This is a genomic window from Paenibacillus sp. MZ04-78.2, assembly GCF_024213375.1.
Taxonomy (GTDB): domain Bacteria; phylum Bacillota; class Bacilli; order Paenibacillales; family NBRC-103111; genus Paenibacillus_G.
Genome location: NZ_JANAVJ010000030.1, coordinates 1 through 25,602, shown reverse-complemented (window position 1 = coordinate 25,602; position 25,602 = coordinate 1). Strand labels below are relative to the sequence as shown.

The following is a 25,602-nucleotide window of genomic DNA, read 5'->3' as shown; positions in this document are numbered from 1 at the left end:
AGGCAAGCTTGCGGCAATCTCTTGGAGGAGGACTTAAGCCCATGGTATCGGCTTATTCGCAATACGCTTGGCTCATCCCGTTGTTCCCCTTGCTGTCGTTTCTCATTTTAACGGCGGTGGGGCGCAGTTTGCGGGAGACGGGCGCTTATATCAGCACAGTGGCCGTATTCGCTTCGTTCGCGCTGTCCGTCCTTATTTTCTGGGAACGGATCGGCGGGAACGTCGAAGATTTCACGTGGAACAAATTGCAATGGCTCCATCTTGGCAGCGTTACGCTGAACATGGGCTTCGAGGTTACGAATTTGAATGCGCTCATGCTGGTCATCGTGACCTTTGTCAGCTTGCTAGTTAATATTTATTCCAAAGGCTATATGCACGGGGACGAGCGAATAAATGTGTTTTTCGCTTATATCGCCCTGTTTACGTTTTCCATGCTCGGGCTTGTCATCTCGGAGAACCTAGTGCAATTCTACATATTCTGGGAGCTGGTTGGCGTTTGCTCGTTCCTGCTTGTAGGATTCTGGTATTTCAAGCCGGAAGCCCGAGCGGCCGCCAAGAAGGCGTTCATCGTCACCCGGATCGGCGACGTCGGGTTGTTTCTCGGCATTCTGCTGCTGTTCTGGGTTATGCCGAACCATGCGCTCGACTTCAGCTCGATTCATAATGCGCTGTCCGGCGGAAAAATTTCCGGCGATATGGCGACTTGGATCGCCATCTTGATTTTTGTCGGCGCCATCGGCAAATCCGGCCAATTCCCGCTGCACACGTGGCTTCCGGATGCGATGGAAGGTCCGACGCCGATCAGCGCGCTGATCCATGCCGCGACCATGGTTGCCGCCGGGGTATATCTCGTAGCGCGGACGTTCGACATTTTCACGGCATCGCCCGTTGCTTTGACGGTAGTAGCTGCGGTCGGGGCGTTTACGGCGATTTTCGCCGCCACGATCGGTACGGCGCAGAATGATATTAAGCGGATATTGGCCTATTCTACAGTCAGCCAGCTCGGCTACATGATGATGGCGCTGGGGATCGGCACGACGGTGGCGTATACGGCCGGCATTTTCCACTTATTCACGCACGCGTTCTTCAAGGCTCTGCTGTTCCTTGGCGCAGGTAGCGTCATTCATGCGGTGCATACGCAGAACATTCACGAGATGGGCGGCGTCGGCAGCAAAATGAAAGTTACGGCGTGGACGTTCGCCATCGGCGCGCTTGCGCTCAGCGGGATCGTGCCGCTGTCCGGCTTCTGGTCCAAGGATGCGATTCTTACCGAAGCGTATAACACCGGACATACCGGATTGTTCTGGGTCGGGTTGATCGCAGCGTTTTTTACGGCATTTTATATGTCGCGTCTGTTCTTTCTGGTGTTCATGGGCAAGTCCCGGCAAAAGGAAAATCACGGTCCGGTTCACGAATCTCCCGGCTCCATGACCTTCCCGCTTATCGTGCTGGCGGTCCTTGCCGTGGTGGCCGGCTTCGTCTTCACGCCGTTCAATCCGTGGCTGGGCTCGTGGCTGACCGGTCATGCAGAAGAAGAGCATGCTTCCTGGTTCGTCATGGTGATGTCTAACGTCGTCGGTTTGCTCGGGATCGGACTAGGGTATCTTGTCTATCTCAAACGCGTCATTTCGGCGGATGCCGTCTCGGCTGGCGCGCCTTGGCTGTACCGGCTGCTTAACCGCAAGTATTACATTGATGAGCTGTATCAGACGATCATCGTCCGTCCGCTTCAGGGAATCGGGTCTTTGCTGCACCTATTCGACGTCTATGTGGTCGACGGTGTCGTGCGCTTGGCCAGCTATACCGTAACCGGCCTCGGACGTCTCGGGTCCCGGATGCAGAACGGACAGGTACAATCGTACGGGCTGATCACGCTGCTCGGGCTGTTGATTTTGATACTGGCCATTGCGGGAAGGAGGTTCATCGATGTCGGATAGTATTCCTATTTTATCGCTCATCGCTTTTTCGCCGCTCATCGGTGTGCTGATCCTGATGTTTATGCCCAAGACGCAGGGCCAGTGGATCAAAGCGACGGCGATTGTCGCGACGCTTATTCCGCTGGTGCTGTCCGCCTGGCTTTACGGGCAGTTTAACCATAATCTTGAAGGCATGCAGTTCAGAGAAGAGGTACCGTGGATTCTCGTCCCGCTGAACAAAGAGACGCAGGGACTCAGTCAATTGACGGCCTACTTCTTCGAATTTAAGTATACGATGGCCATTGACGGCCTTTCGCTGCCGCTCGTCTTCTTGACCGCGATTGTCGCAACGATGGCTGCGCTGGCGTCGGTGTACATCAAGAAGCGCTGGAAATCGTATTTTATTTTGTTCCTGCTGCTTGAAACCGGCATGTTCGGCGTCTTTATGGCGCAGGATCTGTTCTTGTTCTTCGTCTTCTTCGAGGTGACGCTGATCCCGATGTTCTTCCTGATCGGCATTTGGGGGTATATGGACCGGGAGCGTGCGGCGAACAAGTTCTTGATCTATAACGGAATCGGTTCGGCGATTATGCTGATCGCTTTTCTCATCCTCGTCAGTACGGCGGGCTTCGGCCAAACGATGGGGAATAACGGCATTTCGATTTATTATTCAGGGGACATCAATGTGATTATGGAGCATCTGTTCCAGAGCGCGGATTCGTATGTGAATCAAGGCGATCCGGAGGGCAACCCGTTCTATTTAAGCGAAACGATGAAATGGGTGCTGTTCCTGATGATGCTCGTGGCCTTCGGCATCAAGCTGCCGATCTTCCCGTTCCATACGTGGATGCTGAAAGTACATACGGAAGCGCCGCCGTCAATCGTTATGATTCACTCCGGCATTTTGCTGAAAATGGGCGCTTATGGTCTGATCCGCTTCGGGATTTTGCTGTTCCCGCAGCAGGCGGTGCAGTGGGCTGCCGTACTGGCGATTCTCGGAGTGATCAACATCGTGTACGGTGCGATTCTGGCTTTTGTGCAAAAGGAGTTCAAGCTGGTGCTGGCTTACTCCAGTATTAGCCATATGGGCATCGTGCTGGTCGGCATTGCCGCGTTTAACCCGACCGGTCTGGAAGGAGCCGTATTCCAGCTCGTCTCTCACGGTCTCATCTCGGCGCTATTGTTCCTCCTTGTTGGGAGCATCTATGAGCGTACGCAGACAACGGAGCTCGACCAGCTTGGCGGCTTGGCCAAGTCGGTGCCGTTCATTTCCGGCATTCTGCTCGTAGCCGGGATGGCCTCGCTCGGTCTGCCCGGGTTGTCCGGCTTCATCGGCGAGTTCCTGGCCTTCCTGGGCTTGTTCGAGAAGTATAAGATCATTACGGCCGTCGGGGCGCTTGGGATCATTCTGGCTGCGGTCTACGTGCTTCGCGGGGTGCTCGGTATCACGTACGGACCACAGAAGACGGAGCTGCCGAAGATGCGGGACGCACGGCTGATCGAAGCGATTCCGATGATTGCCCTTGTCGCTTTCATCGTAGTGCTCGGGATTTACCCGGGCGTGCTGAGCAATCCGCTGCATCAAACCGTCAGCAGCTTCGATCAATTCATTCACAGCGTTTCTGGGAAGATAGGGGGTTAGACCGGTGGAACCGATACGTCTTGAGCTAAGTGATCTGGGTGTGCTGGCTCCGGAGCTGACACTTGTCGCCGCCGCTGTGGTGTTGTCGCTGCTCGATCTGCTGCTGCCGCGTCAAATGAACCGGAACTGGCTGGGCTGGCTATCGCTGGCAGGTATTATTATTGCCGCTGTATTTGCAGCAGGGCAGCTCAATCCTGCAGAACCGAAGCAGCTGCTGAACTTCAGCTACCGGGTCGACGATTTTGCGGCCATCCTGAAGCTGGTGCTGCTGGCGGGAGCCGGGCTGATTACGCTAATGAGCATCGGCTCGGTGAAAGAAGATGAAATTCCGCATGTCGGCGAATTTTATTATTTGCTTCTACCGGCAACGCTCGGCGGCATGATTATGGCTTCGTCCGGCGATCTGATCACCATCTTCGTCGGCTTGGAACTGCTCAGTATCACTTCGTATATTTTGGTAGCCATGCGTAAAAAAGACAAGCGCTCGAACGAGGGGGCTTTCAAATACCTTGTGCTGGGCGGTGTATCGTCAGCCGTCATTCTGTACGGAATGTCCTTCTTGTATGGCATGACGGGCTCGACGGTGATCAGGGAGATTAACGCGGGACTCGGGCAGGCTTCCCATGGAATGCTCCCGCTCGTGTATTTAAGCTTTTTCCTGCTGCTTGCGGGCTTCGGCTTCAAAGTGGCGGCGGCGCCGTTCCATATGTGGGCGCCGGACGTATATCAAGGAGCCCCAACGCCGGTTACCGCTTTTCTTGCGGTCGTGTCGAAGGCGGCGGCATTTGCGATTCTGTTCCGGTTCATGTACAACGTCTATGCGATCGGGGATGTGATGAATCTTCCGTTCCACGATGATGTCTTGCTATCGCTGATGGTCGTGGCGGCGGCTGCGATGATCGTCGGTAACTTCATTGCTCTGCGGCAAACGAACATGAAGCGTCTGCTCGCCTATTCGGGTATCGCCAACTCCGGCTATTTGATGGTGCCGATCGCGATTCAGTTCTCGATGATGCATTACTCGAATTTCGCCGAGTTCGCTTTTTACCTGATCGCCTATCTGTTCATGAACATCGGGATTTTCGCGGTGCTGATGATCGTCGAACGCTCGACAGGCGACGATGAGATCAAAGGGTTGGCCGGGTTGTATTACCGTGCGCCGGGAACGGCTGTTGCCACCGTGCTGCTAGTGCTGTCCTTGGCGGGGCTGCCGGTGTCGGGAGGCTTCTTCGGGAAGCTGTACATTTTGCTCGGCACGCTGCAAACGCAGCATTACTGGCTTGCGGCGGTCATGATCGGAACGAGCGTCGTTTCGTACTACTTCTACTTCGGCTTGATCCGCCAAATGTTCATGCGCAGCGAAGACGGAGGAGCGCAGCCGATCCGCACGAGCGTTCCGCTTGGCGTAACGATGTGGCTGTGCGTAGCGGCGAGCGTAGTGCTCGGATTGTTCCCGCACTGGGTGATCGGCTACTTGGAGCGCATCTTCTCGCTTACGCAGGATTTGTTCATGTTCAGCTAGTCCGGGTGGACATATGGTCGCGCTCGTCCATGCGAAAACCCGCTTTTCCTTGACCGGAAAGGCGGGTTTTTTCGGCGTATGTGTCCGAATGGTGAAACTTTTCGTTCAGGTTTTCAATTCCAGTTGCAGGGCGTCGGCTTAAAGCTTAGAATGAGATAATGGGGTTAGGCTGAAGAAAATCATGATAAAGGATTCTGAATGCGATGAACGGCTTAAATCTTAAACATACCATATACTCATCATTCTTAGGCCTCACGATTCTCCTCATCAGCAACGGTACGGTTTATGCCTTGGAGGCGGACGATCCGTTCTATGCCAAGCAAACTTACCTAAAGCAAATTCATATGAATGAAGCCTGGAATGTGGCGCAGAGCAACAGCGGCATGATTATCGCGGTCGTCGATACCGGAGTGGATTTGGCGCACCCCGATCTGAAGCCTAATTTGGTGCCGGGCGTCAACCTGATTCATCCGAAACAGCCGCCGGAGGACAACAACGGCCACGGCACCAACGTAGCGGGTGTCATAGGCGCTGTGGGAAATAACGACCGGGGCGTTGCCGGCATGCTGTGGAATGCCCGGATCATGCCGATCAAAGCGCTTGAAGCGGACGGGACCGGCGGCGAGCAGAAGCTCGGCGAAGGGATTCGTTATGCCGTCGATCATGGCGCCAAGATTGTTGTTCTCTCGCTCGGCCTCAATAAATACTCCGCTTACATGAACGATATCGTACGGTACGCGGAGGAAAGAGACGTGCTGCTGGTAGCCGCTACGGGCAACGAAGGCAACCGCGTCAAATATCCGGCGGCGTATCCTACCGTCCTCGCGGTTGGCGGGGTGAATGCCAACGGTACGGTGAATGAAATGTCCAACACGGGGCCGGAGGTCGACGTCGTCGCGCCTTGGGATGTGTTCACGACAGCGGCAGGCGGTTCGTATAAAGCGAACGGCGGGACGTCAATGGCAGCGCCGCAAGTCGCGGCAGCGGCCGCGTTACTGTGGGGGCGGAATCCGCAGATGAAAGCGTATCAGATTCGTCAATGGATCCGCCAAACCGCAGAGGATTTATCCGGAAAAGGTTGGAATCCGCGAACCGGCTACGGCTTGCTTCGGGTAGACCGATTGCTCAATGAGCCTTATTTGACTGACATGTACGAGCCGAACAACCGTAAGGATCAGGCCAAAGCGATCTCCGTCAGTAAAAAAATTACCGCATCCTTCTCGGACGGTACGGACAACGACTGGTTTGCCACGGATGCTTCCTACGACGGAACCGTAAATGTTACGCTGGAGCTCGACAGCAGCTTGTCAGTGAACGTGCAGCATACGGACGCTTCCGGCGCGCTGACGACCAAAACCGTGCAAGGGGGTCAGACGGTTCCGTTCAAGGTAACGAAAGGGCGCAGCTATTTTCAACTGCAGCTTAGCGACCGCAACCGTAAAGTGGAAACGCCTTACGGGCTGACGACTTCCTTTGACATTTACCGCGATCTGTACGAAGACAACGACCGCCAGTTCAAAGCGTTCGTGCTGCCTTCCCGGAGCGTGAAGGTCAAGGGGACGTTTCACCAATACAACGATGTGGACTGGTACGAATTCCCGGTTCAGCAAACCGGTTCGTTGCGTATTCATGTGACGACCGATACGGCGCGAATTGACCCGGTGCTTCTCGTTCAAAAGCAAGGAGAGAAGTCGGTGACGATCGACGAAGGAGACGACGGCGCAACGGAGTCGTACACCTTGCCCGAAGTGTTTCCCGGCACCTACTACATTCGGGTGACCAACGTGAAGGATTATTCGAACCCGGTTGTTGGCGAATATACGCTCGCGATCGAGTACGACGCGAAGCTGATCGATCCGAACGAACCGAACAACCGCTCTTATCAGGCGACGGTTATCTCGATGGATACTCCGTATAACGGCCTGCTCGATAAGTCGGACGACGTGGACTGGTTCCAGTTCAAGGTAGAAGAGGAAAGCTTCGTTCGGGTCGGACTTAGCGACATCCCTTCCGACGTGAGCATGTACATGCATTTATACGACGGGTCGATGAATTCGATGGCGACCTCGATGAACAGCGGCTCAGCTGATTCCCAGGAGTTGTCCGGCCGCTTCAAGCCGGGGACGTACTATCTGAAGCTGACTGCAAACCGTCCGTTCAATAACCGCATGTATCAACTGCTCGTTAACGCCAAGCCGCTGGCCGGCGGCTATACCGATATTCGAGGGCATTGGGCGCAGAATGCGATCTTGAATTTAACCGGCAAACAGATCATCGACGGATACGACAACTATACGTTCCAGCCCAACCGCCCGATTACTCGCGCCGAAGCGACGGCGGTTATCTCGCGGGCGTTTCGGCTGTCGAAGCAAAAAGCGGTCAGCTTCTCCGATTTGCCGGAGACGCATTGGTCCTACGATCATGTGGCCCGGGCGACGCAGGCGGGTATTATCGAAGGTTATCCAGATCGGACGTTTGCGCCGGACCAGCCGGTCACTCGCATGGAGATGACGGCGATGCTGGCACGCAGCATGAGCATGACGGGCAAACGAAGTGGCGCCCTTCCGTTCACCGACGTGGATGAAGAGTATTGGGGCACCGGTTTGCTCAAGCAGATGAAAGCCGAAGGATTGGTCGGCGGCTATGCGGACGGCTCGTTCCGGCCTGAGCAGCAGGCGACCCGGGCCGAATTCGTCCAACTGCTGATGGGGATTCTGAAATAACCGATCCCGGAAGCGGCTAATACGGCTTTTTCCGGATCGGCGGGACACTTCCGTGAAAGCGGGGAATGTTTTTCTATGGATTATTTGGATCAAATGAGCGCGTCGATGGGACTCAAGGGGATGATCAACATTGTGGTCGTCTTGGTATTCATCGGTATCTCTTGGTGGGCGCTGCAGGAGCTGAAGCTGGAGATGATGCTGAGACGCCCCAAAAGCGCCCAGGCCAAAATGCTGCAAATCCTGCTCTCGATCGCGCTGGGGTATCAAATCGCCCGCTTCGTGATCGACTATTTGGAGTGGTCGACTTGGTTCTCCGGAATGTTCTGAAAAAACGTTTTTTCGAATAACCGAGGAGAATGTTGTCAACAATGGTTAGTACAACCGTTAAAAAATCCGCTCGGGCTACGAATGGTATCGTGACCGGCTAAAGACTATGAAACCGCAAGCAGAAATTACGCGGAAGGGGATCATGATGAACAAAATAATCGTCCGCGGCGGCAAAAAGCTATCCGGCAGGGTAAAAATACATGGCGCGAAAAACGCTGTCCTGCCGATCATCGCAGCCTCGATCTTAGGAACCGACGGAGTCAGCGTCATTCACGACGCGCCTCCCCTGGACGACGTCCTTGTCATTAACAAGGTGCTTGAAAGTCTGGGAATCAAGATTGAATATAAACATGAAACGGTCCGCATCGATGCATCCAAAATCGTTACGTGCGAGGCCTCCTATGATCTGGTAAGAAAAATGCGGGCGTCGTTTCTGGTTATGGGTCCGCTGTTAGCCCGTGTCGGCAAAGCGCGCATATCGCTGCCTGGAGGGTGCGCTATCGGTACGCGTCCGATCGACCAGCATCTGAAAGGCTTCGAAGCGATGGGTGCAGAGATCGAGCTCGGCCAAGGGTATATCGAAGCGAGGGTGAGCGGACGATTAAAGGGCGCCAAGGTGTACCTCGATGTCGCCAGTGTGGGAGCGACGGAGAACATTATGATGGCCGCGGCGCTTGCCGAAGGCACAACCTTAATTGAGAACGCCGCCAAGGAGCCGGAGATCGTCGATCTGGCGAACTATCTTAACGCGATGGGCGCCAAAATCCGCGGAGCGGGTACGGGCATGATCCGCATCGACGGCGTATCGAAGCTCACCGGTGCAGTACATACGGTCATTCCCGACCGCATTGAAGCGGGTACATATATGATTGCCGCCGCCATCACGAACAGCGACTTGTACATCGAAGGAGCGATCGGCGACCATTTGCGTCCGGTCATCTCCAAGATGCAGGAGATGGGCGTGCAAATTCAAGAAGATGAGAACGGCCTCCGGGTGTATACGGATCGTCCTCTCCGTGCGGTGGATCTTAAAACGTTGCCTTACCCCGGTTTCCCTACCGACATGCAGTCGCAGATGATGGCGCTGCTGCTGCTGGCAGATGGGACCAGCCTGGTTACCGAAACGGTGTTTGAGAACCGTTTTATGCATGTGGAGCAAATGTTGAACATGAACGCGCAGATTAAGGTGGAAGGTCGTACGGCGGTCGTCAGCGGCGGCAGCAAGCTCCAAGGGGCCAAGGTGTGCGCGACTGACCTGCGTGCTGGAGCGGCGCTTGTTTTGGCCGCGCTTGCGTGCGATGGCGATACGGAGATTACCGGCCTTCATCACATTGACCGGGGCTATGTGAATATTGCCGAGAAGCTCAGTGCACTGGGGGCAAACATCCGCCGGATTCCTGTCGAGATCATCGATACGGAAGAAGAGGAACAAACGCTCCCGCTGTTTTCCGTGCAGCCAAGCCTCGCTTAACGTTTATGGCTTCTATTCTCTTGGAACGGGAACCGACTCTTTCATTCGGAAAGGGCCGGTTCTCTTTCTTTTTGAGGTTCTATTCTATCTTTTCGGTTCATAAGATGGTGTTACCTGCAGCCGCAGTGCCTGATTTTTGAGAGCCGACAAAATGATGGAGGAACCCGTTGATGAAGTACAAGCTGACCCGGACGCAACAATCTTGGATTCGCTGGTTGGCCGTTTGGCTGGCTAGCTTCACAGCTATCGTCGTGCTGGTACCCGGCCTGCTCGTACGCACGGGGCCCGGAAAGGAGCCGGAACCTGCGCCGCCCGCTGCAGAGCAGCCGTCCGCAGCGCGGCAGCAGGACGAACTGCTTATTCCCGTTTACCGGGCAAAGGAGAAGAGAACGGAGAAAATGGCCCTTGAGCAGTATGTGCGGGGAGTCGTTGCGGCGGAGATGCCCATCGAATTCGAGCCGGAAGCGCTCAAAGCCCAAGCGATGGCCGCACGCACCTATATCGTCCGAAGACTGCTCGACGGTGACCAGAGCAATGTCCCGGATGTCCATGCGCTCGTAACGGATACGACCAGCCATCAGGCTTACGTCACCGACGAAGAGCTAAGGCAGCGTTGGGGCGATGAGGCGTTCCTTTCCCGCATAGACAAGCTGAAACGGGCGGTAGAGGAAACGAGGGATCTCGTGCTAACCTATCAAGGTAAGCCGATTGAAGCGAGCTTTTTTTCTACCAGCAACGGGTATACGGAAAATTCGGAAGACTACTGGAATTTCACCGTTCCGTATTTGCGAAGCGTACCGAGTCCTTGGGATGCTAAGCTGTCGCCTCGCTATAAAGAGACGGTAGCTTTTACGTCCAAGGAGCTGCAGCGCAAGCTAGGTTTGCCCGGCGCCGTGCCGGTATCGGCCGGAAGCCCTCTCGGCATTAAGGTGATCGAGAAGAGCCAAGGAAACCGTATCAAGAAGCTGTCTATAGGCGGAAAGCTATTGACCGGAAGAGAGGTTCGAGAGAAGCTCGGACTGAATTCCAGCCAGTTTCAATGGTCATGGAGCGGCGGAGAGTGGAGGTTTACGACATTTGGCTACGGGCATGGCGTAGGGATGAGCCAATGGGGCGCCAACGGGATGGCGATGGAAGGACGCAAAGCGGAGGATATCGTCAAATACTATTATGCCGGCATAGCCATCGACCGGGCTTCCAATCTATTGGTGGGAAAAACTTTCCAACAAAATAGGTTTTCCCGCGTATAAATCTCGCGAACCTGGCAAGAATGGTTAGCGAGGTGATATACAAATGAGTGAACAAAAAAGAGATTTGGTCCGAGAAGAAGCTCCTAAATCTACCGAAGGAGCCCAAAGCGGCACATCGTCAACCTGGAAAAGATTGCTCGCCAAGAAGTGGGTATTTCCGGCAACGTACATGGCAGCAGCGGCAATCATCTTAACGTTAATGTGGTGGTACCAAGGGTCGAGCATCACGAAGCCTGACAAAAACGTCAGTCTTGATGCTGCGAAATCCGGTACGGTCACAGGAAACGTCTCGGGTACCGATGTGGTAGCTACCAACGCGAAACAGGAAACGATGCAATGGCCGGTCAAAGAACGCAGCGAACTGGATATCGTGCTTCCTTTCTTCGATAACAAAGCGTCGAACGAAGTACGGCAAGCCGCGATGGTTGAATACGGCGATACCTTCACCCCGCATATGGGTATGGACTTCGCAAGACACGACAATCAAGTATTTGACGTATTGGCCGTTATGGGCGGTAAGGTCACGGCGGTACACAAAGATCCGGTCGTCGGCAACTTGGTGGAAATTACGCACAGCAACGGGCTTGTCTCGGTCTATCAAAGCTTGGCCGAAGTCAAGGTCGCCAAAGACGCCGAAGTGAAGAAGGGGGACGTTATCGCCAAGGCGGGACGCAACGAGCTGGAAAAAGATCAAGGCACCCATTTGCATTTCGAATTGCGTCAAGGCCAAGGCGGTCCGGCGGTTAATCCGGACCAATACCTCGGAGATCATTAATATCGGCAGAGCGGCAGGCAGGGGAACATTTCCTCTGCCTTTTTGTTTTCGCGGAACGCATGTCCTTGAAATAATTGTTCGCCGCGGGCTTGTCAGCCTTCCGAAACAAAGAATATAAGCGTGGGCCCCTCATATAATGTACCAAACTAACTCGAGTAGGGAGGCGAGGGGAGTGCACGATTACATCAAAGAGCGAACCATTAAGATAGGCCGCTGCCTGGTGGAGACCAAGCATACGGTTCGCACTATAGCCAAGGAATTCGGCGTTTCCAAAAGCACGGTGCACAAGGACTTGACGGAACGTCTGCCGGAGATTAATCCGGAGCTTGCCAATCAGGTGAAGCATATTTTGGAATATCATAAGTCAATCCGTCACCTGCGCGGGGGAGAAGCCACCAAGATTAAATACCGGAAAACCCGCATCCCGAAGGCGCAAGAGAAGCTCGTTACCGTTAAGTAAGACCGGCCCCGTTGCCGGCGCGTTCCCAGCCGTACCGTGAGCTGTATTTCCCAACGCGGAGGTAGGCCTATTGCCCTTGGAAGCAAACGGGCCTCCGCGCCGCTGACGGTACGCCCCTTCTCCCGAACCGGCCGGAAACGAAGCGATATTTGTCGAAAAATCGTTGAAGAAAAAGAGGAATTTTGAAATACATGGCGAATTTACCTAAGTAACGTATATAATAGAAGTGCCGCTTCTTTTACAATAAGAATGGACGGTTGGTTAGGGAGGATCAATAGGAATGTTAAGCAAGGATATCGGTATAGATCTCGGGACTGCGAACGTCCTCATTCATGTGAAAGGTCGGGGCGTAGTTCTGGATGAGCCGTCCGTCGTCGCCATCGAAAGCGACATAAAGCGAGTGCTGGCCGTGGGCGAAGAAGCTCGCCGCATGGTTGGCCGGACGCCCGGTAATATTGTGGCGATCCGTCCGCTGAGGGACGGTGTTATAGCCGACTTTGAAATAACGGAAATGATGCTGAAGTATTTTATCAATAAAGTCGGCGGGAAGAACTGGTACAGTCATCCCCGTATTTTAATCTGTGCTCCGACGAACATCACGTCGGTAGAGCAGAAGGCCATTCGGGAAGCGGCCGAACGGAGCGGGGCGCGCGAAGTGTTTTTGGAAGAAGAGCCTAAGGCTGCGGCCATCGGCGCTGGAATGGATATTTTCCAACCGAGCGGCAACATGGTCGTAGATATCGGCGGAGGTACGACAGATGTGGCCGTATTGTCCATGGGTGACATCGTGACCTCCTCTTCTATTAAAATCGCAGGGGACAAGTTCGACTCTGCCATTATGAAATATATTAAAAGCAAGTATAAGCTCTTGATCGGCGAACGAACGAGTGAGGATATTAAAGTCCGCATCGGGACGGTGCATCCGGACGGAAAACGCGAGACGATGGATATCCGCGGCAGAGATATGGTGAGCGGACTGCCGTTAACGGTGACCATCAATTCGCAGGAAATTCAAGAAGCGCTGTGGGAGTCGGTATCGTCCATCGTGACAGCGGCCAAGAGTGTGTTGGAGCGCACGCCTCCGGAGCTGTCGGCCGATATTATCGACCGCGGCGTTATTTTGACCGGTGGCGGTGCGATGCTGCACGGCATCGATCAATTGCTGGCGGACGAGCTTAAGGTGCCCATCCTGATTGCAGAAGATCCGATGCACTGCGTTGTGAAAGGAACCGGTATTATGTTGGACAACCTGGATAAAGTAACCAAGCGCAAATTTTAGGAGGGTAACCATTCGATGTTAAGAGGCCTGTATACCGCCGCTTCCGGCATGATCGCACAGCAGCGCAAGCACGACATCGTTACCAATAATATTGCCAACCTCAACACCCCCGGCTTTAAAAGCGGCAACGGAATTAACCGGTCGTTCCCGGAAGTTCTGATTTCCCGTGTACGCAGCGGCAAGGACGAACCGGGCTCGGTGCCTGTCGGCCGGATTAATACGGGGGTTATGGCGGAGGAGAACGTTTTTCTGCATGTGCAAGGCGATATTCAGGAAACGAAGAACCCTTTTAACTTCGCCTTAATTTCGAATATTCAGGTGCCGGGCGCCCGCTTTGACAGTTCAGGCAAGTACGTGGATCAGAACGGACAGCGGGTGATTCAGCCCCAAGCTTTCTTTACGATCCTGAACGCAGCCGGCGAACAGCGCTATTCCTTGAACGGCAATTTTTCGCTGGATGCGAACGGACGGTTGATCGATTCCGAAGGCCATTCGGTGCTAGGTCGCGATGGACAACCTATCGTGCTGATGGAGGGGGGGGCACCCGTCACAAATTTCCGTATGACCCAGACAGGACAGTTCACAAATGCGGACGGTCAGCCGATATTAAATGGGAACGGACAAGCTTCGAATCTGCTCATTACCCGGGTGGAGGATCCCAACCAGTTGGTTCGCGAGGGCAACGGACTATACCGCTTAAATACACAGGACCAAGGCGCGTTCCGGCCGATTGACGCTCAAGACCAGATTGAGGTGAGGCAAGGTTATATCGAACGCTCCAATGTCGATCCCGGCCAGTCCATGGTCGATATGATGTCGGCTGCACGGGCTTATGAAGCCAACCAGAAGATGATTCAGTACTACGATAAAAGCATGGAGAAAGCAGCCAACGAAATCGGGCGCGTCTAATCCCCCGTTATAGCTCGTCCAGCTGAGATTCACCCTTACAGGAGGAGTTTACGTGAATCATTCGATGATCAATTCATCCGTTTCGATGCATGCGCTTCAGCAAAAGCTCGATCTGCTAGCGAATAATATGGCCAACGTCAACAATACGGGCTATAAGCGCCGGGAAGCCTCGTTTCAAGACGTGTTGACCAATGTGAAGCAGCAGCCCCGCGGTTTTCAAAAGGAAGGCCGGCTCACGCCGCTCGGCTACAATCAAGGGTGGGGCGCCAAGCTTGTTGCACCCCAATTGAATATGACTCAAGGCTCACTGCAGCCAACGAACAACCCGCTTGACGTGGCAATTGAAGGAGCCGGCCTGTTCGAAATAACAACCCCTTCTCTGGATGCAGCGGGTAATCCGGTTAGAGAGACCCGCTGGACGCGAGACGGTTCATTCCAGCTGTCGCCTTCGGGCGATCCTCAGAACCCTAACGGCTTAATTTTGACTACGAAAGACGGTCATTACGTCATGAGTGCCGATAACACCCCGCTTCGCGTACCGAACAATCATCAGGTACAAGTTCAGGCGGATGGGACGATTCTCGCCTATGATGAAGCGGACCCTAATGAGGAGGCGGTTACGGTCGGGCAAATCAAAATGGTGCGCGTGGTTCGCCCTCAGCTCCTGCAGCAGCTAGGCGATAATGTGTTCGGATTGCCTTCCGATATTACGGCACAGCAGCGGGACGATATTTTGGAGCCCGTAACAGCGGGGAACAACAACGTAGACCCGATTACGGTGCATCAGGGCTTTTTGGAACAGTCGAACGTCAGTCTTGCAGACGAAATGACCGAACTCATCATGGTTCAGAGGGCGTTTCAATTGAACTCCCGCGCAGTCGCATCGTCCGATCAAATGATGAACTTGGCCAACAACTTGCGTGGCTAACGGCATTACGCAAAGCGAGGTAGGGAACTTGAGCGATAACCGAAAGAAGGCGCCCGCAGAATCGAAAAGATGGAAAAAAGCGGTTTTTACGTTGTGGACGTGGATTCCGTTCACTTGCATAGTGGCGCTTTTAGTAGGGCTTGCGATCGGGTACGTTTATATAGGAAAACAAGATTTCCAAGAGGTTTTCAATTTAAATACGTGGCGCCATGCGTACGATTTGATCTTTGCCGATACGTAGTGATAAACTCCCGGGTAAGGGAGTTTTATTTTTTTCCCCGTAAAGGTATAATGTATGGATGGGAAGCGTTATAGAGAGAGAATCGAGCTGCGACGATAACTTAAGCGGCTCAGAGGGGGACGCTATTTCGTGTGGAACTTGCCCAATGTACTGACCGCATGCCGCTTTGTTCTGATTCCCGTCTACCTCGTGGTATTTGGAGCAGGATATACTAAAAGCGCCTTTTTCGTCCTGCTTATTGCAGGGCTTACCGACGTACTGGACGGCTACATCGCACGGAAACGAAATATGGTCACCGAGCTCGGCAGCATGTTAGACCCGCTCGCGGACAAGCTGATGATGATCACCGTCATCTTGTCGCTGGTTTTCTCCCAGATGATTTCATGGCAGGCTGCAGGAGCCATGTTTTTACGGGATGTGGGCATGATCGTAGGATCAGCTATTTTTCACTTACGGGGCAAAAAGACCGTTCCGGCGAATGCGATGGGTAAATTGACGACCGTCTTGTATTATGTTGCCATTCTGTTGATTGTTTTCGAACTCCCGTACGCTCATGCGTATTTATGGTTTGTTATCGCCGTATCGTTTGTCACCTCTATTATTTATATTCTTCAGTTCAAGCTGCTGAACAAACGTGGCCTACATTCATAAGGGACCCCTTTTCGAAATAAAAAGAGCTCATGCCCGGATTCACCTTATCGGCAAATCCCGAACATAAGCCCCCTTATATCAACCTTCACTGCTGCAGCTCATGAAGGGACATTTGTATTGTAAGTTGAACCGCGCGTTTTTATACTCACACCAGGAAAGGAGCATCTGCCTTGTTAGATGCCGCTCAAATTCAAAAGATTATTCCGCACCGTTACCCGTTTTTGTTGGTAGACCGCATCGTAGAAGTTGAAACGGGCGTGAAAGCCGTAGGTATTAAAAACGTAACGATCAACGAACCATTTTTCCAGGGACATTTTCCAGGGTTTCCTGTTATGCCGGGAGTGTTAATTGTCGAAGCTCTTGCGCAGGTCGGTGCTGTAGCCCTATTGCAACTGGAAGCAAACCGTGGGAAAATCGGGTTGCTTGTAGGAGTCGACAATTTTCGGTTCCGCGGCCAAGTGAAGCCGGGAGATACGTTAAGGCTAGAGGTCATGATTACGCGATCGAAAGGTATCATCGGCAAAGGGCAGGCAACGGCCAAAGTCGAAGATAAAGTCGTCGCGGAAGGCGAAATCATGTTCGCGATTCAGGAGAACACCGATCATAATTGACATAAATATATAAAAATCCGGGTAGAGGAGATGGGATGATGAATACGGGGAAGCATGTACAGGAGCAATATGAGCTTTGGTTGAAGGATCCGGCAATTGACGAGGGCACCAAAGAAGAGCTTCGACAAATTGCAGGGGACCCCAATGAAATCGAGGATCGATTTTACCGCGATCTGGAATTTGGAACCGGGGGCCTGCGCGGCGTCATTGGGGCCGGCACGAACCGGATCAATGCTTATACCGTAGCCCGTGCCACCCAAGGGCTCGCGCAGTTCATGCTTGCTTCCGGCAAAACATCGCTTTCCGCGGTCATTGCCTATGATTCCCGGAACCAGTCGCCCGAATTTGCGCTTGAAGCCGCTAAGGTGCTGGCAGGCAACGGAATTAAAACGCATGTGTTCGAATCGCTTCGTCCGACGCCGGAGCTCTCGTTTGCCGTCCGGTATTTGAAGGCCGACGCCGGCATTGTTATCACGGCGAGCCACAATCCGCCCGAATATAATGGATACAAAGTATACGGAAACGATGGCGGACAGCTTGTTCCGGAGCAAGCCGAGCAAGTCATCGCTGAGATCCGCAAAGTGCAGTCGTTTGCCGACGTAAAAAGAAAGTCGCGTGCAAAGGCCGAAAGCGCCGGATTGCTGCAATGGATCGGCGAGGCGGTGGATGCCGAATACATTCGCGCGGTCACGGCCATCAGCCGCAACCCGGAGCTGGTGAAGCGGACGAGCGATAACTTCCGCATCGTGTTCACACCGCTGCATGGAGCGGGCAATTTATCCGTTCGCGCAGCATTAGCCGGCATCGGCTTCGATCAGGTGCAGGTGGTTGCCGAGCAGGAGCAGCCGGACGCCAACTTCTCCACAGTCAAGTCGCCGAACCCGGAGGAACGGGAAGCATTCGCTTTGGCGATTAACGAAGCCAAGAAAACGAACGCCGACATCATTATCGGAACAGACCCGGATTGCGACCGGATGGGTGCGGTCGTAAAAGATGCCAACGGCGAATATTTCGTGCTGACGGGCAATCAGTCTGGCGCGATTATGGTCGATTATCTGCTCAGCAGCCGCAAAGAGCGCGGCGAGCTTCCGGCCAACGGAGTCGTGATCAAAACAATCGTCACTAGCGAGATGGGTGCGGTCATTGCCAAGCATTATGGGGCTAAAGTATTGAACACGCTGACGGGCTTCAAATATATCGGCGAAAAAATGACACAGTTCGAGCGGACCGGCGAAGCCGAGTTTTTGTTCGGCTACGAAGAAAGCTACGGATATCTCGCCGGCAACTATGCGCGCGACAAGGATGCGGTGATCGCATCGATGCTGATTTGCGAAGCCGCAGCTTATTACAAAAGCCAAGGCAAAACCTTGTACGATGTCCTGCAGGAGCTGTATGCGCGTCACGGCTACTTTCTGGAAAAGCTCGAATCGCGCACGCTCAAAGGTAAGGATGGCGTCGAGAAGATTCAAAGCATCATGAGCGATTGGCGCAGCGCCCCGCCGGAAAAGCTTAACGGATTGCGGGTCGTTAAGGTTGAGGACTTCTCTCAAGGATTGTACGGACTTCCGTCGGAAAACGTCCTTAAATATACGCTTGAAGACGATTCTTGGTTTTGCCTCCGCCCATCAGGCACGGAGCCGAAGATCAAAGTATACTTTGCCGTTCGAGGCATCTCCGCGCAGGCCGCTTCCGAAGCGATCGAACAACTGGTGCAGACTATTATGTCCCGCGTGGACAATCACAACTAACTTTGGGAGTGGGCCGTGTTGAAGGGAACGTACATGAAATGGAACCAACGATCGCTTAAATGGTTGTGGTGGCTGGTTATCCTTGGGATGCTGGCTTCCATCCCCGTAGCGTTTGAGCGGAATGAGACGGAGCAGAAAACGGGACGAAAGGTCGAGTTCGTCTTCGATTACCGCAATTTGCTGGAAATATCCGATTTGCAAACGGACCCCCGCCAATTCGTACTGGGGCAGTTGGACGAGATGAAGCAGCATGGCATTCAGTCCATGGCTGTCTATGAAGCGACTCTTAACGAGCTGAAGCTGGGCCGTCGTATCGAGCTGTTTAAATCGTATGAAGCGTCCGCTTTGACCCAGACGCCCATTTCGCCTAATGAAAACTTTACGTATCTTTTGTTTGCTGAAAAAGAATCCGAGCAGCAACTTCAGCCGATAATTCAAAAAGCGTTTGCCGAGTTGAATGTCAAAACAAGAGCGTGGAGCTACAAAAATCAGCCGGGCATGATCATTGAGATGGCGATGGAAGATGCGCTTTTGAAAACGATGGACCCGGACCCGATCACCTTGCAGCTGCTTAAGGAAAAAGGGTATACGATTGTTATCCGGCTATCCAACCGCCGAGCCTTCAATGAGGCCCGCATAGATGAGCTGCTGGGAAGACTGCACAATCTTGGGGTTAAGCGAATGATTATCGATGGCGAAACCGTGCCCGGTTTCGTAAGTGATAAAGATTTGCACAATCTCGACTTGATGGCTGGGCTTATGAAAAAGCACCAAATTGGTTTGGCTTCGACCGAAGCCTTATACCAGAAGACGCCGCCGCGCGGCTTCAACAACATCGCGAAGAAGATCGATTACAACGTGGTTCGTCTTCACCCGCTTACGGAATCCGACTCCCAGAAGCTGATGGAGAACATTACTCCCGAGGAGCTGAAGGGCCGTATTCAAGATTATGCCGACCGGTTTTTGCTGGCGGTGAAGGACCGCAACATCCGGATGATTTTCCTGCATGCCAAAGCGGTTAAGAGTACCGAAAAAGGGAAAATATTACACCCGCTCGATTCGATCTATTTGACGGTGAAGGGGCCGGACGGGGCCATTTCTCAGATTCATAAGGTAGGCTATCAAAGCGGGCCGGCCACGGCGTTTGTGCCGGTGCATTCAGGCTGGCAGCCGGTCGCCAAGGCACTGTTGTCGATTGGAGCCATCGCTTTGATTGCGCTGACGATCGCTTATTTCGTGCCTGAGCTTGCGCTAGCTGTCTTTTTGTTCGGTTTGGTTGGCTCTGCGGGGCTGTTTGTCTTGAGCAACAGCTTATTTTCACAAGCGCTGGCGCTTGGCGCAGGTACCTGCGCGCCGACTCTCGCCATCATGATTGCGATCCGGTCGGCGCGGAATAAGCTAAACCGCGGGGATGACAACAAATGGTTGTTTACGATCGCTCTGCTTCTGCGGACAACCCTTCTTTCCTTAATGGGTGCTTTGTTTATCGTAGGCTTGCTGAACCAAATCACATATTCTCTGGTTCTAGAACAATTCCGCGGCGTTGGCATCCTGCATGCCGCTCCGATCGTACTAACGGTTCTGTACTGGCTGTTGTTCAGCGATGATACTTCGTCCCGGGATAAAATGTCGCGAATTCAAGGCTTCCTTCACGCGAATATTCGTGTTATATGGGTCATTGTTGCCGTAGTCATTGCGGCAGCAGGCGTTTTCTACATTTCGCGTACCGGCAACGAGGGACAGGCATCGTCATTAGAGCGCTATTTCCGATCCTTCCTGGAAAATACGCTCGGTGTTCGGCCGCGGACGAAGGAGTTTTTGATCTCCCATCCTTTGTTCCTGCTGGGAGCGTACTTGTGCTATAAGTACCGCAAAGCGCTTTTGCTTGTTCTGATCGGCGTAATTGGTCAAGCTTCGGTCGTAGATACGTTCGCGCATCTTCATACCCCGCTCGTCATTTCGTCGATTCGCGTCGTCTACGGTTTGGCTTTCGGCCTGTTGATTGGAGCCGTATTGATTGTGGTCTGGGAATTTATTGCAAGGAGTTGGAAGCGTTGGGTACCCCGGTTAAGCGAATAGTATTGTCCGGTTACTACGGATTCCATAATAGCGGCGACGAGGCCGTGCTGCAATCGATTCTGCTGGCTTTGAAAGAACAAGGAGAACGACAGGGCGTAACATTCGTCCCTGTCGTTCTGTCCATAAACCCGGAGGAGACGGCTCGAACCTACGGCGTTGAAGCCGCTCACCGGATGCGCCCTGCCGAAGTATGGCGGACGCTGCGCGGAGCCGACGGACTTATAAGCGGAGGCGGCAGTCTGCTGCAGGATGAAACGGGGACGAAGACGATCCCGTACTACATTGCCATTATCCGGATGGCTCAATGGCTTCGAAGGCCCGTATTTATTTATTCGCAAGGCATCGGTCCGGTACATCGACCGTTTTTCTACGGATGGATTCGCTCTGCCTTCAATCGATGCGCTTTTATTTCGGTCAGAGATGACGAATCGAAAGCACTGCTGGGACGAATGGGTGTTCCTGCAGACCGGGTTGAAGTGGTGCCGGACCCGGTAATGGGGTTATCGCTTCGCGAACAACGCTCCCCCCAAAGCAATACGCTTAATACGAAGGCTGTTATTGGCGTTTCCGTTCGATTCTGGAACGAAGACCGCTCGGAGTTAAAGGCTGTTGCCGATGCGCTTAAGCTAGTATTGGAGAAATCCGATGCGCACATTCGTTTCCTGCCGTTTCATTTGCCATCGGACGAACAAGCTTCCTTGTATGTGATGGAACTTATGGGGGAACTCTACAAAGAGCGGATGAGCATAACGCCTCCGATTGACCATCCGCAGGAAATGCTGGCAGAGGTTGCTTCTTGCCAAGTGTTGGTTGGAATGCGTCTTCACTCCTTGATTTATGCGGCTGGTCAATTCGTTCCTATGGTTGGATTATCGTACGATCCGAAGATCGATCAATTTTTGAACCGGCTCGGGATCAAAGCCGCTTGCAGTACCCAGAAGCCTGATGCGAACGTGCTGGCCGAAGAGACCTTGCGGATGTGGAACGGCGTGGAAGCATGGAAATTGGAGAAAAAGCCGACCATTGAGCGGCTGAAAGTCGAAGCCGGGCGCCCAGCGGAACGAATCGCTTTTTATTTTGCTAGTCAACATAAAGGGAATGAATAAGGCTACGCTATGCAATAAAAATGTGCTTGTTTTGCCGCAATTCGCAGTGAAAGTGAATCGTAAAGAGGAAAATGCGCGGAAACCTGAAAATATCTATGAAAACAACCTGAAAGCCGCCCAAATTGCCTAAATTCATGATGGTATTTCAGAAGCCGTCAAGGTATAATTTGAAGTGTTTGGGGTTTTGTCATAGAAAAAAGGGGCTGTGAACACACACATGAACTTGTTATATGGTATCGGCTTTGTTGCTGCTTTACTGATCGCATTGCTGATGACACCGCTCGTAAAACGCTTTGCTTTTTGGGTTGGTGCCGTGGATGCGCCGAATCATCGCAAAGTACATAGCCGGGTCATGCCGCGACTCGGTGGGTTGGCAATTTTTATTGCATTCATCGCAGCTTATTTCGTTGTTTCGCCTGCTAGAAATACATTAAATACGGACGTTGTTTTCGGACTTCTGGTAGGTGGGGCGATCGTTGTATTGATCGGTGCACTGGACGATCGGTTCGACTTATCACCCAAAATCAAATTGCTCGGTCAAATTTTGGCTGCTAGTGTGGTGGTCTATTCCGGGGCTGTGATCGATCTGGTTAACCTGCCCTTTGGCGACGGGGCCGTTTCCTTAACCTGGCTTGCCGTTCCGCTAACGATCTTCTGGATCGTAGGTGTGACCAACGCCATTAACCTGATTGACGGATTGGACGGTTTGTCCGCCGGGGTATCGGGGATTGCAACGACGACGATTCTGGTATTGGCCCTGATGATGGGGAACGTTACCGTTGCACTGCTGTGTGTCTTACTGCTTGGCTCGATCGCCGGATTTTTGTTCTACAATTTTCATCCGGCCAAAATTTTTATGGGCGACTCAGGAGCTCTGTTCCTCGGGTTTTGTCTGGCTACGCTATCCGTGCTCGGATTTAAGCAGGCGACCGTCATATCCTTGCTGGTACCCGTCATGATCTTAGGGGTCCCGTTGTCCGATACGTTCTTCGCCATTATTCGCCGGTGGGTTAATAACTTGCCGATCTCGGTTGCAGATAAAAGCCACTTGCATCACTGCTTGCTTCAACTTGGCTTCAGCCACCGGACAACGGTGCTTATTATATACGGTATCGCCGTGTTTTTCGGCTCTTCCGCCGTGTTGCTTTCCTTCATGTCGGGGCAGGACGCGCTATGGGGCGCCGTGCTTTTGATTGCCATTCTGCTCTTTGTGCTGGTACTAGGCGCGGAAGCGATCGGCATCGTCAGCAAAACGAAAAAGCCAGTGCTTCGGTTTTTAAATAAAATCCGTGTGAAAACGATGCGGCTTAGTGCCCGTTCCCGGATGTCAAAATGATGATTTTGTATCGCTGGAAAATCCCAGACCTTAATCGGTTTGGGATTTTTTGTTGCGCCTCTTGCAAATTTCTCTAAAAAAACGATGCCATTCGGCCGATATGTAAAGTACAACTATTTTTTTGGCGAATGGTGTCAAATCTTTGCCGGTTTCAGGCGGGGGAGCTTGGTTTTAACCGGATTGCTTTGAATCGTTAATTTGCCTACATTTCTATTTCATAAGGAGGAACTTCTCTTGAAACGACTCACCAATCGTGCCATCAGCTTCGCGATCATCGTTGCCCTGCTGGTGTCGATGATCGTACCGTTCTCCGCGATGGCGGCGGGCGGTTCGCTGATGAAAGTCAAAGGATACAGTACGACAGCGGCAAGCCCGACTCCGGTCACCAGCGAGACGGTTAATATTTCCGTCGAAATCGATAATATCGACGATGCTCAGATCTCTTCTATTTATTATGAGATTGAAAACGTGACGACTAGCCCCGGAAGTCCGGTGGAAAACAAATCCAACAAGGGCATGAAGACTGGCCCGTATGAAGTGACTTTCAACAGCGTCAAGCTGTCCGCAGGTACGAACAAAATTACGTTTACGATGGGAGACGTCTCCAAGATTTCTTCCCAGCCTGCCTACCTGACGTTTACGCCGACAACGAACATTACGGACCTGAAGTTTAACGACATGCTGATCGATGACGGTCAAATGTATCCGAAGGACCCGATGCAAACGGCGTACGTGATTACTGGTAAATCGCCGAACGCGACGACGATTCAAGGTTACTTGCTCGGCCAAGCCAATCCGATCACAGCGTTCCGTAGCAATAATGGCGACTTTACGTTTATTCCGAACCGTAATACGGATTTCAACATGCAAGCCGGGGACAACATTTTTAAAATTGTCGCCAGCAACAACACGAATACGTACAACACGACTAAAAAATTCATTTTCAACAACGGTAAACCGTTTTTGTTTGATGGCGCACTAAATACGGGAACCAGTCCACAGAAACTGATTAATGATCCGTTTCCGCAATTGAATCAAACGACGGCTAACCTTACGGGTAAAATGAAGGTCGATCTGGCCCCGGGCTCTTCTACGGTTACGCAGTATGTGTACGCAGATATCACCGTAGTAGGCGGGAGCCCGGCAACCCAACGGGTATATTTCTCGGGAACCACACCGGCGCCGCTTGCCGAAATCCCGGCAGAGTCGACCTCGACTTATAAAGTATTTAACTTGGGTTCTATTCCGTTGACTTTTCCGACGAATCGGAATCAGACGCTTATCGTGACGTTCTATACAGGCAGCGGCTTGGTAGGTCAAGCCCCGCAACAGACGTTTACGTTCAATTATTTCGATCCGGCTGCACCTTATGTAACTAAAGTAACCAGGGATCTTGGCACAGACCCGGCAACGAATCAACCGGTTGAAGTGGCCCTCAATGAAAATGGCGATAACGAAATTAGCGAATTGCCATCCACGTTCTATATTTATACGACCGGTGTAGCTCCGGCGGGTAGCGTTAAGGCTCACATCGGTGGAGACGCTACTGGTATTGCTGCCACTTATGTTGGGCCTGATGGCGCTCAACAAAAATGGAAAGTGCAAGTTACCAGCATTCGTGATGGAAGAGCCGTGATGTCTGTAATACCAAGCGGTATGACGAACGGCAAGCTGGACTTCCCATTAGTTATCACAAGTACGCCGTATATCATTCCGGTTAACTTCTATAACAATATGGTTATCAAAAACGCTGCATTGGAGACGCCTTATTGTACTCCAGGTACAGGCGGTACCCCTTGCTTACAGGCTAAAATCATGAACCTACCGGCATCCGAGTATGCCAATGTAGAAGTGTCGGTGAATGGCCATGTGACCAAGCTGGTTGCTGGCGACTTCCGTGATCCAAAGGCTACATCCACCTTTATGTTAGATGTAAACACGGCCAGCAGCAGATGGACACCGACAGACGATAAAAAGGTTCTGCTCAACGAAGGACGCAACACGGTAAAGATCAACCTGCGCTTGAACGGTACGGTTGTAACGACCGTACAGTATGAAATCTTTAAATTTACTTTGCCGACTCCCGGCTTTGTAGGAGATATCTTGCCAAGTCCGCTGGAGAAGTTCACCAAGGCACAAACGCCGGATAAATACGCGACAAATGCAAACAGCGTATCTTTCGTAGGCAACTTCGTGAATGCGGATAGTATTAAAATGACTGTTCGCAAAAAAGACGCTCAGGGCAACCCGGCTGTTACTTTCGATGCCCGGAACAGCACGAATACATGGAATTATCCTGCTACTCCGGCCAACGGCCAGCAAAACTATCTGAATAGCGTCGGGACGGGAGCCATTAATACGGCTAGCATTCCTCTTCCATTTACCGGAGATGTCATCTTCGAATTTATGATTTCCAACAAAACGGGAATCACCGAAACGCGGAGCATCACGATTTCCCGGGAACCGGTACCTTACCGTGTTATCGAGCCGGTTCTTATCAAGAGCGGCAAAGATGACGTGGCTACAATCAACGGCAACTTTGTAGACATCAAAATAGACATCCATGCCGCTGGCGCGGCACCATCAGAAGGATGAAAATGGTGCCGCGTCGAACTTAGTCTTTACGGC

20 protein-coding genes are annotated in these 25,602 nt (G+C 52.6%); all 20 read left to right on the top strand.

Annotation, left to right across the window (positions count from 1 at the left end):
- The first annotated feature begins 41 nt into the window (after positions 1–41).
- A complete protein-coding gene (gene nuoL, locus NLX71_RS18685) occupies positions 42–1,937 on the top strand; it encodes an NADH-quinone oxidoreductase subunit L (RefSeq protein ID WP_254365313.1) in 1,896 nt (631 codons plus the stop codon).
- Positions 1,927–3,558, top strand: a complete 1,632-nt coding sequence (locus NLX71_RS18680) for a complex I subunit 4 family protein (RefSeq protein WP_254365312.1) — start codon at positions 1,927–1,929, stop codon at positions 3,556–3,558. Before nuoL ends, NLX71_RS18680 begins: the two co-directional genes overlap by 11 nt.
- 4 nt (positions 3,559–3,562) lie before the next feature.
- The gene (locus NLX71_RS18675) at positions 3,563–5,080 is read left to right on the top strand and encodes an NADH-quinone oxidoreductase subunit N (protein WP_254365311.1); all 1,518 of its coding nucleotides are present in this window, start codon (positions 3,563–3,565) and stop codon (positions 5,078–5,080) included.
- A 203-nt stretch (positions 5,081–5,283) separates the two neighbouring features.
- Complete coding sequence (locus NLX71_RS18670) at positions 5,284–7,803, top strand: S8 family serine peptidase (RefSeq protein ID WP_254365310.1); 2,520 nt, start codon at positions 5,284–5,286, stop codon at positions 7,801–7,803.
- Positions 7,804–7,878: 75 nt separating this feature from the next.
- Positions 7,879–8,130, top strand: coding sequence for a DUF1146 family protein (locus NLX71_RS18665; RefSeq protein WP_254365309.1), 252 nt, complete (start codon positions 7,879–7,881; stop codon positions 8,128–8,130).
- 145 nt (positions 8,131–8,275) lie between these two features.
- Complete coding sequence (gene murA, locus NLX71_RS18660; protein WP_254365352.1) at positions 8,276–9,601, top strand: UDP-N-acetylglucosamine 1-carboxyvinyltransferase; 1,326 nt, start codon at positions 8,276–8,278, stop codon at positions 9,599–9,601.
- A gap of 170 nt (positions 9,602–9,771) precedes the next feature.
- Entirely contained in the window at positions 9,772–10,851 is a 1,080-nt protein-coding gene (spoIID, locus tag NLX71_RS18655; RefSeq protein ID WP_254365308.1) for a stage II sporulation protein D, read from the top strand.
- A gap of 43 nt (positions 10,852–10,894) precedes the next feature.
- A complete protein-coding gene (locus NLX71_RS18650; RefSeq protein ID WP_254365307.1) occupies positions 10,895–11,626 on the top strand; it encodes a M23 family metallopeptidase in 732 nt (243 codons plus the stop codon).
- A gap of 172 nt (positions 11,627–11,798) precedes the next feature.
- Positions 11,799–12,086, top strand: coding sequence for a sporulation transcriptional regulator SpoIIID (gene spoIIID / locus NLX71_RS18645; RefSeq protein WP_254365306.1), 288 nt, complete (start codon positions 11,799–11,801; stop codon positions 12,084–12,086).
- Between the two features lie 280 nt (positions 12,087–12,366).
- Positions 12,367–13,365, top strand: a complete 999-nt coding sequence (gene mreB / locus NLX71_RS18640) for a rod shape-determining protein (RefSeq protein WP_254365305.1) — start codon at positions 12,367–12,369, stop codon at positions 13,363–13,365.
- 15 nt (positions 13,366–13,380) lie between these two features.
- Positions 13,381–14,274, top strand: a complete 894-nt coding sequence (locus tag NLX71_RS18635) for a flagellar hook-basal body protein (protein WP_254365304.1) — start codon at positions 13,381–13,383, stop codon at positions 14,272–14,274.
- A 52-nt stretch (positions 14,275–14,326) separates the two neighbouring features.
- The gene (locus NLX71_RS18630; RefSeq protein WP_254365303.1) at positions 14,327–15,202 is read left to right on the top strand and encodes a flagellar hook-basal body protein; all 876 of its coding nucleotides are present in this window, start codon (positions 14,327–14,329) and stop codon (positions 15,200–15,202) included.
- Positions 15,195–15,443 (top strand): DNA-directed RNA polymerase subunit beta, encoded by a 249-nt coding sequence (locus tag NLX71_RS26875; RefSeq protein ID WP_309248968.1) that lies wholly within the window; start codon positions 15,195–15,197, stop codon positions 15,441–15,443. The genes NLX71_RS18630 and NLX71_RS26875 overlap by 8 nt, the downstream gene beginning before the upstream one ends.
- A 129-nt stretch (positions 15,444–15,572) precedes the next feature.
- Positions 15,573–16,094, top strand: coding sequence for a CDP-alcohol phosphatidyltransferase family protein (locus NLX71_RS18625; RefSeq protein WP_254365302.1), 522 nt, complete (start codon positions 15,573–15,575; stop codon positions 16,092–16,094).
- A 170-nt stretch (positions 16,095–16,264) separates the two neighbouring features.
- Positions 16,265–16,705, top strand: a complete 441-nt coding sequence (gene fabZ, locus NLX71_RS18620) for a 3-hydroxyacyl-ACP dehydratase FabZ (protein ID WP_254365301.1) — start codon at positions 16,265–16,267, stop codon at positions 16,703–16,705.
- A 35-nt stretch (positions 16,706–16,740) separates the two neighbouring features.
- The gene (locus NLX71_RS18615) at positions 16,741–18,453 is read left to right on the top strand and encodes a phospho-sugar mutase (RefSeq protein ID WP_375377942.1); all 1,713 of its coding nucleotides are present in this window, start codon (positions 16,741–16,743) and stop codon (positions 18,451–18,453) included.
- Positions 18,454–18,486: 33 nt separating this feature from the next.
- Positions 18,487–20,532, top strand: coding sequence for a DUF5693 family protein (locus tag NLX71_RS18610; RefSeq protein WP_254365299.1), 2,046 nt, complete (start codon positions 18,487–18,489; stop codon positions 20,530–20,532).
- Positions 20,508–21,638 carry a polysaccharide pyruvyl transferase CsaB gene (gene csaB, locus NLX71_RS18605; protein WP_254365298.1) on the top strand — a complete coding sequence of 377 codons (1,131 nt, stop codon included), beginning with the start codon at positions 20,508–20,510 and terminating at the stop codon, positions 21,636–21,638. The genes NLX71_RS18610 and csaB overlap by 25 nt, the downstream gene beginning before the upstream one ends.
- A 217-nt stretch (positions 21,639–21,855) precedes the next feature.
- The gene (locus tag NLX71_RS18600) at positions 21,856–22,974 is read left to right on the top strand and encodes an MraY family glycosyltransferase (protein ID WP_254365297.1); all 1,119 of its coding nucleotides are present in this window, start codon (positions 21,856–21,858) and stop codon (positions 22,972–22,974) included.
- Between the two features lie 234 nt (positions 22,975–23,208).
- Positions 23,209–25,569 (top strand): hypothetical protein, encoded by a 2,361-nt coding sequence (locus NLX71_RS18595; protein WP_254365296.1) that lies wholly within the window; start codon positions 23,209–23,211, stop codon positions 25,567–25,569.
- Positions 25,570–25,602 lie beyond the last annotated feature (33 nt).

Coding starts and splice junctions, on each gene's coding strand:
- nuoL (WP_254365313.1), top strand. CDS start 42: ATGGTATCGGCTTATTCGCAATACGCTTGGCTCATCCCGTTGTTCCCC.
- NLX71_RS18680 (WP_254365312.1), top strand. CDS start 1,927: ATGTCGGATAGTATTCCTATTTTATCGCTCATCGCTTTTTCGCCGCTC.
- NLX71_RS18670 (WP_254365310.1), top strand. CDS start 5,284: ATGAACGGCTTAAATCTTAAACATACCATATACTCATCATTCTTAGGC.
- NLX71_RS18665 (WP_254365309.1), top strand. CDS start 7,879: ATGGATTATTTGGATCAAATGAGCGCGTCGATGGGACTCAAGGGGATG.
- murA (WP_254365352.1), top strand. CDS start 8,276: ATGAACAAAATAATCGTCCGCGGCGGCAAAAAGCTATCCGGCAGGGTA.
- spoIID (WP_254365308.1), top strand. CDS start 9,772: ATGAAGTACAAGCTGACCCGGACGCAACAATCTTGGATTCGCTGGTTG.
- NLX71_RS18650 (WP_254365307.1), top strand. CDS start 10,895: ATGAGTGAACAAAAAAGAGATTTGGTCCGAGAAGAAGCTCCTAAATCT.
- mreB (WP_254365305.1), top strand. CDS start 12,367: ATGTTAAGCAAGGATATCGGTATAGATCTCGGGACTGCGAACGTCCTC.
- NLX71_RS18635 (WP_254365304.1), top strand. CDS start 13,381: ATGTTAAGAGGCCTGTATACCGCCGCTTCCGGCATGATCGCACAGCAG.
- NLX71_RS18615 (WP_375377942.1), top strand. CDS start 16,741: ATGATGAATACGGGGAAGCATGTACAGGAGCAATATGAGCTTTGGTTG.
- NLX71_RS18610 (WP_254365299.1), top strand. CDS start 18,487: ATGAAATGGAACCAACGATCGCTTAAATGGTTGTGGTGGCTGGTTATC.
- NLX71_RS18600 (WP_254365297.1), top strand. CDS start 21,856: ATGAACTTGTTATATGGTATCGGCTTTGTTGCTGCTTTACTGATCGCA.